At 54.4% G+C, this 12,812-nt stretch carries 12 protein-coding genes; 5 read left to right on the forward strand and 7 right to left on the reverse strand.

Annotation, left to right across the window (positions count from 1 at the left end; translation table 11 throughout):
• Positions 1-299: 299 nt before the first annotated feature.
• Entirely contained in the window at positions 300-1,259 is a 960-nt protein-coding gene (locus tag EGK14_RS01265; RefSeq protein WP_125287260.1) for an AraC family transcriptional regulator, read from the reverse strand.
• A gap of 107 nt (positions 1,260-1,366) precedes the next feature.
• Here EGK14_RS01265 and EGK14_RS01270 point away from each other — a divergent pair, with 107 nt between their 5' ends.
• Complete coding sequence (locus EGK14_RS01270; RefSeq protein ID WP_125287261.1) at positions 1,367-2,542, forward strand: MFS transporter; 1,176 nt, start codon at positions 1,367-1,369, stop codon at positions 2,540-2,542.
• 116 nt (positions 2,543-2,658) lie between these two features.
• Here the strand turns inward: EGK14_RS01270 and EGK14_RS01275 are convergent, their stop codons facing one another.
• A complete protein-coding gene (locus EGK14_RS01275) occupies positions 2,659-2,847 on the reverse strand; it encodes a YjfB family protein (protein WP_125287262.1) in 189 nt (62 codons plus the stop codon).
• A gap of 181 nt (positions 2,848-3,028) precedes the next feature.
• Here EGK14_RS01275 and EGK14_RS01280 point away from each other — a divergent pair, with 181 nt between their 5' ends.
• Positions 3,029-3,256, forward strand: coding sequence for a hypothetical protein (locus EGK14_RS01280; RefSeq protein ID WP_125287263.1), 228 nt, complete (start codon positions 3,029-3,031; stop codon positions 3,254-3,256).
• A 38-nt stretch (positions 3,257-3,294) separates the two neighbouring features.
• Here the strand turns inward: EGK14_RS01280 and EGK14_RS01285 are convergent, their stop codons facing one another.
• From EGK14_RS01285 to EGK14_RS01295, 3 genes are all read right to left on the reverse strand, one after another.
• Entirely contained in the window at positions 3,295-3,732 is a 438-nt protein-coding gene (locus EGK14_RS01285) for a Shiga toxin A subunit (RefSeq protein WP_125287264.1), read from the reverse strand.
• Positions 3,729-4,091, reverse strand: coding sequence for a tlde1 domain-containing protein (locus EGK14_RS01290; RefSeq protein WP_125287265.1), 363 nt, complete (start codon positions 4,089-4,091; stop codon positions 3,729-3,731). The genes EGK14_RS01285 and EGK14_RS01290 overlap by 4 nt, the downstream gene beginning before the upstream one ends.
• A gap of 1,629 nt (positions 4,092-5,720) precedes the next feature.
• On the reverse strand, positions 5,721-6,302 hold the full coding sequence (locus EGK14_RS01295) for a DUF4142 domain-containing protein (RefSeq protein WP_125287266.1): 582 nt from the start codon (positions 6,300-6,302) through the stop codon (positions 5,721-5,723).
• A gap of 438 nt (positions 6,303-6,740) precedes the next feature.
• On the opposite strand from EGK14_RS01295, the gene EGK14_RS01300 reads away from it, so the two are divergent.
• Positions 6,741-7,784, forward strand: coding sequence for an NAD-dependent epimerase/dehydratase family protein (locus EGK14_RS01300; protein WP_125287267.1), 1,044 nt, complete (start codon positions 6,741-6,743; stop codon positions 7,782-7,784).
• A gap of 179 nt (positions 7,785-7,963) precedes the next feature.
• Positions 7,964-8,326: a DUF6678 family protein gene (locus EGK14_RS01305; protein ID WP_125287268.1), complete on the forward strand. Its 363-nt coding sequence runs from the start codon at positions 7,964-7,966 to the stop codon at positions 8,324-8,326.
• Positions 8,327-8,457: 131 nt separating this feature from the next.
• Here EGK14_RS01305 and EGK14_RS01310 read toward each other — a convergent pair whose 3' ends face one another.
• Positions 8,458-9,675: an MFS transporter gene (locus EGK14_RS01310; protein WP_125287269.1), complete on the reverse strand. Its 1,218-nt coding sequence runs from the start codon at positions 9,673-9,675 to the stop codon at positions 8,458-8,460.
• Between the two features lie 205 nt (positions 9,676-9,880).
• Positions 9,881-10,156, reverse strand: coding sequence for a SelT/SelW/SelH family protein (locus tag EGK14_RS01315; RefSeq protein ID WP_125287270.1), 276 nt, complete (start codon positions 10,154-10,156; stop codon positions 9,881-9,883).
• A 246-nt stretch (positions 10,157-10,402) separates the two neighbouring features.
• Between EGK14_RS01315 and EGK14_RS01320 the strand changes: the two genes are divergently transcribed.
• Positions 10,403-12,775, forward strand: coding sequence for a TonB-dependent receptor domain-containing protein (locus tag EGK14_RS01320; RefSeq protein ID WP_125287271.1), 2,373 nt, complete (start codon positions 10,403-10,405; stop codon positions 12,773-12,775).
• Positions 12,776-12,812 lie beyond the last annotated feature (37 nt).

The raw sequence follows: 12,812 nt of genomic DNA on the forward strand, positions 1-12,812 counted from the left end.
GTGTCGGCAAAGACAGGAAAGAACCAGGCTGCCGACGAGCGTCGCCTACGGTGTTAAAGCTTTTGACGTATAAAGCTCAGCAGTTTTTCATTTACCCCCTTCGGGCTTCCGGCGCGCTGATATGCCGCACGATAAGGGGGGGCGGTTGAGCAAGTCCGCCCTTCGCTGACCGGACGCGGCCTGACCCGCTTGCCAAAAGACAGTATGCAGCCATCGGTTAAAAATCCGGGCGACAGCGTGACAGACAGGGTACGCCTCCTGGTTTCTGTAGTATGCAGGAAGGAGCCGCTTACAGGCCGTCAGGCCTGCTGCTCCGCTCTTCGGCTCTCTTCCGCCCGCAGCGCGCCCGGCGTGGCGCCGGTGGTGCGCTTAAACGCCCGGCTGAAAGCGGCCAGCGAGCCGTAGCCCAGCCGCCAGGCAACGCTCTCTATCGCTTCGCCATCGCGGCCAATCCACTGCGCCGCCAGCTGCATACGCAGATTGGTCAGATAGCGTACCGGCGTCATACCGGTAACCGCCAGAAAGCGTTCGGCAAAGACCGAGCGCGAGCTGCCCATCTCCGCCGCCAGCTGCGCCACCGTCCAGTTTTTGCCGGGATCGCGGTGCAGCGCTACCAGCGCTTTGCCTAACTTAGGATCGCGCAGCGCTTCCAGCCAGCCGCCCGCCGCGCCACAGCCCGATTCCACCCAGCCGCGTACGATAAAAGCCGCGACCACATCCGCCAGCCGCGCCAGGATGCCCGCATAGCCCGCTCTTTTGCCCAGCGATTCCCGCTCCATCGCTTCGAGCATCGGCTGCACTTCCGGATATTTATGGATCAGCGTATCCGCCAGCAGCACTTCCGGCATCGAGCCGATCAGCATCTGCATCCCGCCCAGATCGAACTCCATACAGCCGCTGAATATCAGCGTGGTTTCTTCGGTGGACGAGCAGTCTTTAATGCAGCAGACGTTGCCGCAAACCGGCGTGGTATTGAAGGCGCGGATGTCCTTGCAGGCCACATCGGGCGAGGAGAGCAGCACATGATCGCTGCCGTGCGGCAGCAGCAGCGCATCGCCCGTATTCAGGGTGCGCAGCCGGCCGTTTTGCGTCCGCAGCAGCACCGGGCCGCGGCTGACGAAGTGGAACTGCGCGCGGCCCGGCGCTTTAACAAAGCCAACGCCAAACGGCGCGGCGAGTTCGATACGTCGATACTGTAGCCCCAGCAGGCGCATCCCGTAGAGCAGCTCGCTGGTGAGATCGTGGGCTTCTGTGGTCATGGCAGCGCTTCCCGGACGATTAATCAATAATGACGGATTTTACATCATAGACCATCCGACACCAGCGCTTTAATCTTGCTGCCATCGAACGATTAAAGAGATTTTCTATGACAACACCAATAAAGCCGCAGTGGGGAGCCGTGTTCTCTATGGCGCTGGGCGTATTTGGCCTGGTAACCGCCGAGTTCCTGCCCGCCAGCCTGTTAACGCCGATGGCGGCCAGCCTGGGCGTGACGGAAGGCATGACCGGCCAGGCGGTGACCGTGACGGCCATTTTCGCGTTGGTAACCAGTTTCTTCAGCGCCTCCCTGACCAGCAAGCTGGATCGCCGTGGTGTGATGCTGCTGTTTTCCGTGATGCTGATCGTTTCTAACCTGCTGGTCGCCTTCGCGCCGAACCTGACCTTTATTCTGGCGGGACGAGTGATTTTAGGTATTGCCATCGGCGGCTTCTGGACGCTGGCGGCGGCAACCGCTATGCGGCTGGTGCCGGAAGCGATGATCCCGCGCGCGCTCTCCATTGTTTTTAGCGGCGTGTCGGTTGCCACCATTGTTGCAGCGCCGATGGGCAGCTATTTCGGTCATCTTATCGGCTGGCGTAACGTGTTCGTCGCCGCAGCGGCCATCGGCGTGCTGGCGCTGGGCTGGCAGCTGGCAGCATTGCCAAAAATGCCGCCTAATCCGCTGGCTAAAAACAGCTCGATCCTGTCCTTGATTAAGCGTCCGGGCATGCAGACCGCGCTGCTGGCGATTATTCTGGTTTTCTCCGGCCATTTCGCCTTCTTTACCTATCTGCGACCTTTCCTGGAGAGCGTAACCGGCGTGGACGTCAACGGGCTTTCCGCTATTCTGCTGGGCTTTGGCGTGGCGAACTTCGCCGGTACGCTGCTGGCGGGCCTGCTGCTGGAGCGTAATCTGCATCTGACGCTGATCGGCATGCCGCTGGCGATGGGGCTGATGGGCGTGGCGCTGGTGGGATTAGGTTCCGCGCCGGTGATGGACGCGCTGCTGGTCGCGCTGTGGGGCATGGCGTTTGGCGCCGTGCCGGTTGCCTGGTCAACGTGGATCACCCGCACCATGCCGGAAGAGGCGGAAAGCGGCGGCGGTTTGCTGGTGGCGGCTATTCAACTGGCCATCACTATCGGCGCAGCGGCCGGCGGTATGATCTTTAACGTTACCGGCGCTAAAGGCGTGTTTATGGGTAGCGCGCTGCTGTTGTTGCTGGCGACCATGACCATCTTTATGGCGCTGCGCGTGAAAGCACCCGTGCAGGACAGCGTATAAAACAAGCCGGTGCGGTAGCTGATGCCGATCGGTTAATGATGCTGTAGTGGTGCAGAAATCCGGAAACGTCCTGTTTCCGGATTTTTTTACGTCGTGCTCAGGATTGTTGCCGCTAATCAGGCGGTGGTATTGATGTTGCGACCGACTGCGGGGTTGGCAGGTAACTGAGGGATGGAATCAACGATCCCGGCCGCCACAGACTGCTGATTATCCAGGGCTTTCTTTAGTACGAGCGTGCTTACTTTGTTACCGAGTTCCATGTTATCAAGGCCGGTAGCCAGTGATGCAATTTGTGATACATCCATCTTGCTCTCCTGATTAATATGACTGCCCAAAGGGTAAAAAAGGCTTTCAGAAGCCTGAAAAAGCTATCGGCATTTGAGCGCAAATCTTTAGCGATACCCTGACGGAGCAGGCATGGCGGCGTGGTGCGGGCGCGTCTTGTTTATAGCGGCCTGAAAGCGTTGCGTGGTGAGGTTTTGCTGGTTGTTAAGCCGCAGCCAGCCGGGTAAATGCCTGGTCGTGCTGGCGAAGCTGGCGTTTGAGGCGTATTGCCGTTCGGCAGCCACAACCGCCTGGTGCTCAAATGCTGGTATCAGAGCTGAACCAGTTGCCCTGGCCACGCAACGGAAAGCCTTTTTTGAAAAGCTGGTGGCGAAACTTGAGATCGAAGAAAGCTATGCTGACGCACAGTTCAGAAATATGACGCGTTAATGGTAAAAAGCCCCTGCGCCAATACGCAGAGGCAATAATCAAAACTCGCGCTTGACAATAATATAACCATTAAAATTGACAGAGCACTCGTCATCATTAATTAATAGCGAAGCTAAAGTGACAATGTGTTTATTTTTGTGGTTAATATAATCATACTTTACAATTATATTTTTAGCATTACTTTCCATAAACATTTGTTTTCCTTTATCGATCGAAAAAAAATGCGTTGATTCTGTACTATAGTTCTTCCTGGCGAGAGTTTCAGCAAGCTCAGGCGTTACATTGTTAGTACTCAGGAGTGACAACTTTGTTTTATCAACTAAAATGTCACTTTCTTTGATATCTAAATCTGCAACAAGAGCATCGGTCATACTTACCCCGACGCTTCTGTTAATATCAAGGCATGATTCAGGTGTTACGCCCGCAGATGCATTAACACAGATAATAAAGGTAAAAAGCGCGGAGTTTTTTATCATTTCACAATTAACTCCTGATCATGACTTTCAGCAATCTTTTTCCTGTCATATAACCTGGTAACAATACAACCGTTAGATGCTGTCCCTTTACCATTATCACCATGAATAAGGAAACCATCCCGGTCACACATGCTATTCCCTTGATGAGGAGTTAAACGTATGACATGTTTCCCCGCTTTTGGATGCGTGGCTTGCATTCGCCCAATATGGTATTTGCCTCGAGGCAGAGGGCCTTTAAATTTAACGCATTCAAATGTTACATCATCTTTATACCCCGGCGTACCAGCATACATAGCCTTAAACTGGAACTTACCATTCAGGTAAAAAGATTTATTCATCACTTCATAAACCCATGCCATTGTTACTCTCCTTGTTTACACCAACTGTTGATTTACTCCTGCAATATGCATTTTAAACAGAATTCATTTACCTGTTTCCATAGCAGATAAAGGAAATTAAAGGATCTCATAACAGTAATCAAAAGAGGGATTGATTTTGTTCGAAATTGGCATAGTATCTCTCCAAAGTAGCCTTTTTGTGCATAGGCCACTTACGAATTGCAAACCTCGCCACGGCGGGGTTTTTCGCTGTTAGCCCTGTGGCAAACGCGGCATACCATTATCACTGTGATGCTTCAGTCCACTTTTAACATTACTCTTTTAATTTGTGATGGTGCTCAACCTTTTTGTTTTTTTATTTAATTACCGCTCCAAAAATTTCTTGATTTATTTTTATTAAAAGTATAACTGTCTGTATATATTGTCTTTATTGTGGTTTTAGGTAAATGATTACATAGATTGACGAATCCCTGACAAAAGGGTAAACCTGTTTATGCCTTATCAGGAAGCAAATGGTGGGCATATATTTAGGTTGATAATAAAAGGGATTTATTATGGCTATCAGGACGTTGCAGCAAGAAGAATGGGTTTTAGTTACTGGAGCCTCTGGAGGCTGTGATCCTTCCCATGCCAGTGCCAGTGCCAGTGCCAGTGCCAGTGCCAGTGCCAGTGCGAGTCAGCGCGGAGGCAGAAGCGGGGCAAGTAAATCCACTGCCAACTCTGGTGGGGGCTTCTATGCATCTTTGGGGACGATGTTACAAACTGTAACAGCGGCATGATTGGAGGAATGATAGCCGGATCGTTGGGTGGTTTGGCTGGTATAGCCGTAGGGCTGGCTGGTGGCGTTATCTCTGGTGGATGTTTCAAGAATAGCGGCAACGGTGGAGGCGGTGGTTCCGGTTCAAACAATTCAAATTGTTCTGGCGACTTCTGTCCCTTTTAAGGACGCTTAAAGTGAAAGAGAAATTGATTTACTGCCTCGCTATTTTTTTTGGGGTGCTTCTGGCATCATCGCTATTGAGTGGTGCAAAGGTAATGTTTACTAATTGGTATGCATTCCCTGAAGAAATATCACGCTTCAGTATAATGATGATTTGCTATATTAGTGTGGTTAAATTTATTCATTTTATTTTTTCGATCTTGATTAAGAAATAAATGTAATTTATATAGCAAATTTCATTTTAAATATTATATTATATGGTCGCCAGGTGCGGCCTTTTTAATGCTTGTTAGAATGGCTATTTGTTTATAAAAGGAAAGCTCCCCGCATATATAATATAGGCTCACTTCGGTAGGTTTTTTTGTTTAAAGGGGGTCATATGGCAGAACCGTTAACTGGCAGAACTACGGCTACCGCGCCAGGCTGGGGATGGCTATTCTGCGCGCATAGGGTAGGCATGTTCGTTTGGAGCCAGAAGCGATCTTTTGCCATGTTTGCGCCAGGTATCTTGTTGAGCTGCTTTAGGGCAATGATGATTATCAGTACGCAGAGCGGGTGTCAACCCACGACCGGGTAACGAGCGATGCAGTTACGGTAAAGGTCGGCTCTCGTTCTTCAGCGCTGTCAACAATCACACTCTCGCCGGGGCTTTTTGCCATACGTTGACTAAAAGCCAGGCGACAGAACCTTGCGCCTGGCGAATAACCTGTTTACTTACCTGCCGACATCGACATCTGCTGGGCGGACTTCAGGTGCTGCTCAACGACCGGCGTATGCGCGTCGGCCAGGGCCTTCACATCCGCATCCTTAATCTGCATGGCGTCACTTTTCAGCTTCGCCAGCACCATCTTGTGGTCTTTCGTGCCGGCATTTTCCATATACATCTTGTCAAATGCGTTGCCGCTCTGCTTTTCCAGTTTGGCGGCTATGGCCTTGTGGCTGGCGTCCGGCTCAGTCGGCAGCGTCACGCCCTTTTGCTGGGCGACGGCCTGGACTTTGCTCAAGGCGGCGCCGTGATCTTCGACCATCTGCTGAGCGAATGCTTTGACATCGCTGCTTTGGGCCTTACTCAGCGCGAGCTTGGCAGCGGCGATTTCATTGATATTGGCCTGCGCCATGTCCTTCACCGCTTTTTCGTCGCCGGCACTGAGTTTGGTGCTCGATCCCGACTGGCCTGCGGCAACATTCTGCGCGGCGCTCGTTGGCGTCTGGGCCTGTACGCCGACAGTGTTGAACATAGCGGCCGCTGCCGATACGGCTAACAGCATTTTCAAGGTTTTATTCTTTTGCATGTTGTTCTCCTGATGGTCGTGGATAGGGTGGGTAATTGGTCGCTAACCGTGCTCAGATTCGTAGGTAAATTACATCAGCAATGGTCAGTATAGTGGATCATCGGAGCGAGTCAGGGTCTGCAATGAGAACGGCAGCAAATGATGGAGGTAAAAAAGCGGGAATGGCACCTGTGTCACACGCCAGAAGTTGATAGGGGCGTAGGCGCCAGACCGGAAAATTCTGTGCTGTAAACGTGAACAGAGAGAAACGTTTCTGTGGCTCTGCGCCTGTCGATCATTGTTTGACTCATTCTGTTATATAGATCACTTTTTAATAACAGCGTTCGGGCACGGCGCCGTTTTCCGGCAGCGCCAAACCCTTTGTATGTTTTCTGCCGGGGCCTGCGGCGGCCAAAAACGCGGCTACATTTTGTTATCTGAAACCAAGCGGAGAACTGTATGAATAACAAGCACGTATTGCTGGTCGGTGCAAGCGGCGTAGTGGGCTTCGCCGCTCATGATTCCTTCCATAAAGCGGGCTGGCAAATCACGACTCTTGGGCGTTCGCCGCACAGCCCTCATTCTTCTCCTCATATCAGCGCTGACCTGACCTCTTCAGAGGATCTTAAACAACACCGCGAAGCGTTTGAAACGGTGACGCATATCTTTTACGCGGCGTTGCGCCAGGATCCTAATCCGGGCGTGGAAGCAGATATTAATGCGCTGATGTTTGAAAACCTGATCGGCGCAGTGCGCTCGTCAGGCAATGCGTTGCAGCATATTATCTTTATTCAGGGCGGCAAGGTTTATGGCGCTCATCTGGGCGTTTACCGCACCCCGGCACGGGAAGAGGACAGCCGGCATTTTCCGCCTAACCTTTATTTCCGGCATGAAGACTATGCGAAGAAGATTGGCGAGGAAGGTATCGGCTGGACCGCGCTGCGCCCGGATATTGTTATCGGCCACTCATTCGGATCGCCCATGAACCTGGGAAATCTGATCGGCGTGTACGGGACGATTTGCCGCGAAACGGGAACCGCTTTGCATTTCCCCGGCCCGGATGACGCCTATCGTCATACGCTGGTGAATATCACCGACAGCCGCATTCTGGGGCAAAGCGCTATCTGGGCTGCCGAAAACGCCAAATTCGGCGCGTTCAATATCACCAATGGCGACGTGTTTCGCTGGTGTCATGTCTGGCCAAAACTGGCTGACTGGTTCGGTGTGCCGATCGGCGAGGCGCAGCCTGTCTCGCTTAGCGAACGGCTCAGCGGGCTTAAGCCTCTCTGGTCATCCATCGCCGACAAGGCGCAGCTGAAGGAGAAGGATATCGATAAGCTGGCGCTGGGCGGATTTGGTGATTTCATCTTCCATGTGCAGAAAGATGCCATATTTGACGTTACCAAAGCGCGCCGGGAAGGATTTGACGCCATGATCAGGCGCTCCGATGACGTATTGATCGAGCATCTGGAAGCCATGCGCAGCAGTAAACTTATTCCCTGACAGGCAAGGCAGTCCGCCGTCTGGCAGGCTGCCGATCTGCCCTTGCGGCCGGATGGCGGACGTTTTGCAACGGCTGAGTTAATTCCCTGATAAATTGTCCGGGAAATCATGCTTATAGCAATGCCGGGGCGTCTGGAAAAGCTGCCAGGCGTCGCTTTCTTCAGTGACAGGAGGTTTGAATGCTCTCTGGCTGCATGAATAATACAAAATGGAATGAGATCCGTCTGGCAATGATTAACATGACATCGCCTCCTTTATGGAAAACGACCTCTCTCAATGGCTATAGATCCGCAGTTGATGGCGAATGGTTTTACCATTTCAATGCGGGTGGCTATTCGGATATCCACTATCTTGATATTTTGACAAATTCAGTTGAGCAGCACGCGGAAGTTGGGGTTATTCTTCGGGCTATTCATCTCCCCGGTATTGAAACTTCAACCGGCTACAGGATTTTTGGATACGCGGATCCGACCAGCTATGTAGGGTATCTTCAGGTGGACAGCGTCAATAAGCGGCCAGCGGGATTAATAATGGAAAAGTAAAATTTTCCTCCGCTTCTCGCTTAAACAGTAGCCGCACGGTATCTGATTTCTCCATGACGTCCGCTTTTTCCAACAAAGCGGACATCACCTGAACATTCACTAAATAAGCATCAGTGCCACACGCCCATCTTTTAAATCAGATCGGTGGCGCCAATCGCGCTTTTTTTACGGTCGGCCACTTCCTTCAGCAGGGCGAAAGCAAAGATCACCATCCCCATCAGCGGCAGAACAGCGCCATAGCTGGCGGTCTGCGTCATCGGATAGCCCTGCTGCACCACCCAGGCACCCAGAAACGCGCCCAGCGCGTTGGCGATATTAAAGGCGGAGTGATTCAGCGTCGCGGCGAGCGTTTGCGCTTTTCCGGCCACCTGCATCAGACGCACCTGGAGCGGCGCGCACAGCGCCAGATTGGTGCCGATCAGGAAAGCGCCCAGCAGCAGGCCGCTGACGGAAGAAACCATCAGCGGGAACAGGGTCAGCACCAGCACGCTCCAGGCCAGAATACAAAAAATAGAGAGCATGATTTTGCGGTCGGCCAGCTTGCCGCCAGCCAGATTGCCCAACACCATGCCCAGACCAAAAGCGAACAGCACCACCGGCAGCCAGAGCGTAGAGAGATGCGCGGCCAGCGTCAGGATTGGCGTGATATAGCTGATCACGGCAAACATGCCGCCAAAGCCGATGGCCGCGATGCCCAGCGTCAGCCAGATGCGGCTGTTCGCCAGCCCGCGGATCTCTTTCAGCGGCGAGCTTTGCGCTTCCTCATGCTGCTGTGGGAAAAGTTTAAAAATCAGCAGCGCATCGGCCAGCGACAGCAGCGACACGCAGGCAAAGGCCCAGCGCCAGTCCAGGTGTTCGCCCAGCAGCGTTGCCGCCGGATTTCCCAGCAGTGAGGCCAGCGTCAGGCCGAGCATAACTCTGCCCACCGCCTGACCGCGCCGGTTCTCTTCCACCAGCGAAGCGGCCGCCAGTGCCGCCACGCCAAGAAAAGCGCCGTGCGGCAGGCCGCTGAGGAAACGGGAAATCACCAGCGCGTGGGCGCTGTCCGCCAGCATGCTGCTGACGTTGCCGCCTAAAAACAGCGTGATAAAAATCATCAGCTGATGTTTGCGGCTCAGGCGCGCGGTGCTCAGGGAAAACAGCGGCGCGCCGATCACCACGCCCAGCGCGTAGTAGCTGATAAAACGGCTGCCTTCGGCCAGGCTGACGTGCATCGCTTCGCTGACCTGCGGCAGCAGGCCCATGATCACAAATTCGCTCAGGCCGATAGCGAAGGCGCCCAGCGCCAGGGCAAACAGCAGCGGGCCGACGGCGCGCACCGCAGGAGAAGTTGGGTTTTCAATAGTCATAAAAAGTCTTAATAAGAGAGGCTAAAACCTGTGCACAACGCGTGACGGGGACGATGAGGGCAGGGCAGGCAAGAGTAGTTATTATTGCCGGCTGGCAGCATGCTGCCGGACGGCGCTGAGTTTACCGTGTAGCGACGGGAATAAACAAGCCGGGCCGCGTGGATGGCCCGTCAAGGCGCTAGCGCAGGGCGCTTTGTTTAGCTGGCTATCTGTCTATATGACCCAAATCCCGTTCGGGAAAACAGTGGTTCCTCACGCGCTGCTTCAGCTCTTTCACTTCCGGAAAGCCACCGTCCGCTTTGCGATCCCACAGCAGATGACCGTCAACGGCGATTTGATAAATGCCGCCCGTGCCCGGCACCAGCGTGACCGAGGCTAAATCGGTACCAAAAGTATGCAGCAGCTCCTGCGCCATCCAGCCCGCGCGCAGCAGCCAGTTGCATTGGGAGCAGTAATGAATAGTGATGGCAGGCGTTGTCATTAGCGTAGTCCGGCAAAAAAGGGGAGCACCATCTTCTGGCGGGGGAGACACGCTGTCAAGCCTGCAGCTGCGTGCCCTTTCCCGAATTGTGAATTCTTTATGGAGATTATTGATAATATTAATCAATATGATTATCATTCGCATTTATCAGTAGTCAGGGATCGACTATAACCAGGCGTGACGGGCGTCAGTAACGCTTTTGGCAGTGATGTGAGTCGATACTAATAAGGAAAAAGGCTTACCAGCATGTATAAGAATCAGTGTTCTCAGGGAATTTTCTATCGCTCCGTGCTGTTTACGGCACTGGCGGCGGCCGGTTTAACATCAGGCGCCCGGGCGGCAGACGCGCGGGCCGAAAATGAACGGCCGACCGTTGCGGATACGCACAGCGAGCCTTTAATGGTGGTCACCGCGCCCCGACAGGTAAAAGAGGCGGGCAGCCAGACCACCCTCACCGCAGCGGAAATGCAAAAAAAAGGGGTGACCGACTTTGGCTCGATAATGCGTTATGAACCGTTGATTGGCGCGACCGGTGCCAGCGGCGGATCGGGCACGGGTAAAAGCGGTTTCGATCGCGGCGGCTATATCGGCTACAACATTCGCGGCCTGGAAAGCAACCGTGTAGGGCTGGAGGTAGACGGCATCCCGCAGCCGGAAGCGGCCGGGCGCAGCTACGCCAGCCGTGCGGGTCTGAACACCTTCGGCATTGGCCGCGATTATATCGATCCTTATCTCTACGGCCTGATAGAGATCGAATCCGGCGCAACCTCCACGGAAAAAGCCAACAACGCCATTGGCGGCGCGGTCTCCTTCCTGCCGAAATCTGCAGATGACTACCTGTCGCCCTATAAACCGGCTTATTTCGGCTATCAGTCCGGCTACGACTCCGCCAACCGCAGCTGGCACAACGGTATAACCGCTGCGGCAGGCGATGCCACGCTGCGTGGCGTGTTCGTATACAGCCGTCGCGACGGCCAGCAAACGCGCAATAACAGCGGCACGCTGGCGGCTTATCCGGCCAACTGGCATTCAAACGCGCTGCTGGCTTCCGGTATCTGGCAGCCCAACGACGAGCACAAGCTGACCGGCACCGTTGATTATTATGATAAAACCAACCACACCCATTACGACTCGTGGGACAGCAGCGGCAACACCATCTGGGGCACCGCGCAGCAGCAGAGCAATAGCCGCCGCTGGGGCATCAGCCTGAAGGATGAATGGACGCCGAATAGCGATCTGCTCGACGGCCTGACCTCCCGCCTGTATTACCAGCAGACGCAGGCGCACGACAATACCCTGATGCCTGCCAGCGCGACGGCGATGGAGCGGATTTATTCCGATTACAATGTGGATATCCGGGGCATCGAAACCCGGCTGATAAAAACCCTGGGACGCCACGAGCTGAGCGGCGGACTGAACGCAGCCGTTACCGACACACAGCGGCCTTTCCGCCAGACGCCTGCCCCCAGCCAGTACAGCGTCATCATGCAGCCGCAGGCCGACAGCCGCGGCTATCTGGCGGGTGGTTACCTTCAGGATAAAATCCACTTCGATCTGAGCGGCCACGACTTCAGCGTGGTGCCGGGCGTGCGCGTTGCTTACCAAAGCATCAGGCCGCAAAACCTGAGCAGCCTGACCACCGGCAGCACGGCTATTACCGAGGCGGATCTGCAAAAACTTTATGGGCAGAAAAATAGCGATACGCAGCTGCTGCCATCGCTGAGCCTGAACTACGATCTGACGCCGGATCTGATGACGTATGTGCTCTACAAGCGCGGCGCGCAGTTCCCCAACGCCAGCCAGCTGTACGGCTCCTGGAACCTCGGCTCCAGCTATGCGGGATCCGCCCAGTACGCGCTGATCGGCAACAGCGCGTTGAAAACGGAAACCAGCAATAACCTGGAGTGGGGGTTAAAGGGCGAGGCGGCGAAAGGCGTATCGCTGAATGCCGTCATGTTCTACAACACCTACGACAACTTTATTGCCTATACCCGCTACACGCGCGCCGGCAGTCCGGCGAAGTTCAGCCGGGTGCCGTCGAATATTTACACTATCTATCAGGCAGAAAACCGTGATAAAGCTTTTATCTGGGGCGGTCAGCTTAGCACCAGGCTCGATGTCGGCAGCTGGTTTAGCGAGGTTAACGGCCTGAGCGCCACCTTTGCGCTGGGCTACAGCGAAGGCAAATCAAAATCCAGCTACGCTGGCGACAGCTATATCGATTTAGACAGCGTGGCGCCGGTCAAAGCGATAGCGGGCCTCGCCTGGGACGATCCGGCAAAAGTCTACGGCGCTGCGGTAACGGCGACCTTTGTTAAGGGCAAGCGGGCGACCGCAACCAATCGCGAAAGCTACAGCAACAGCGGCGCGGCGCTGGCCGGATCGGACGAGGAATACAGCCGCGTGCCGGGTTACGGCATGGTGGATATGACCGCCTGGTGGCAGACGGCGAAAAACGTGCGCGTCAGCGGCGGTATCTATAACCTGACCGATCGTAAATATTGGGACTACCTGAGCAGCCGCAACCTGACGGGAAGCACGCGACAGGATGCCTATGATAAAGCGCTGGCGGTGATGCCGGGCCGCACCTTCCAGCTGGGCGTCAATGTGGATTTTTGACCGCCTTAACTTTGCCCCGCGCGCGGGGCTTAATGGA

The organism is Erwinia sp. 198 (genome assembly GCF_003937915.1).
GTDB classification, from domain to species: domain Bacteria; phylum Pseudomonadota; class Gammaproteobacteria; order Enterobacterales; family Enterobacteriaceae; genus Erwinia; species Erwinia aeris.

What these genes read in the sequence shown, in the direction of transcription:
- EGK14_RS01265 (WP_125287260.1), bottom strand. Translation starts at nt 1,259, where the DNA reads ATGACCACAGAAGCCCACGATCTCACCAGCGAGCTGCTCTACGGGATG.
- EGK14_RS01270 (WP_125287261.1), top strand. Translation starts at nt 1,367, where the DNA reads ATGACAACACCAATAAAGCCGCAGTGGGGAGCCGTGTTCTCTATGGCG.
- EGK14_RS01275 (WP_125287262.1), bottom strand. Translation starts at nt 2,847, where the DNA reads ATGGATGTATCACAAATTGCATCACTGGCTACCGGCCTTGATAACATG.
- EGK14_RS01285 (WP_125287264.1), bottom strand. Translation starts at nt 3,732, where the DNA reads ATGATAAAAAACTCCGCGCTTTTTACCTTTATTATCTGTGTTAATGCA.
- EGK14_RS01290 (WP_125287265.1), bottom strand. Translation starts at nt 4,091, where the DNA reads ATGGCATGGGTTTATGAAGTGATGAATAAATCTTTTTACCTGAATGGT.
- EGK14_RS01295 (WP_125287266.1), bottom strand. Translation starts at nt 6,302, where the DNA reads ATGCAAAAGAATAAAACCTTGAAAATGCTGTTAGCCGTATCGGCAGCG.
- EGK14_RS01300 (WP_125287267.1), top strand. Translation starts at nt 6,741, where the DNA reads ATGAATAACAAGCACGTATTGCTGGTCGGTGCAAGCGGCGTAGTGGGC.
- EGK14_RS01305 (WP_125287268.1), top strand. Translation starts at nt 7,964, where the DNA reads ATGCTCTCTGGCTGCATGAATAATACAAAATGGAATGAGATCCGTCTG.
- EGK14_RS01310 (WP_125287269.1), bottom strand. Translation starts at nt 9,675, where the DNA reads ATGACTATTGAAAACCCAACTTCTCCTGCGGTGCGCGCCGTCGGCCCG.
- EGK14_RS01315 (WP_125287270.1), bottom strand. Translation starts at nt 10,156, where the DNA reads ATGACAACGCCTGCCATCACTATTCATTACTGCTCCCAATGCAACTGG.
- EGK14_RS01320 (WP_125287271.1), top strand. Translation starts at nt 10,403, where the DNA reads ATGTATAAGAATCAGTGTTCTCAGGGAATTTTCTATCGCTCCGTGCTG.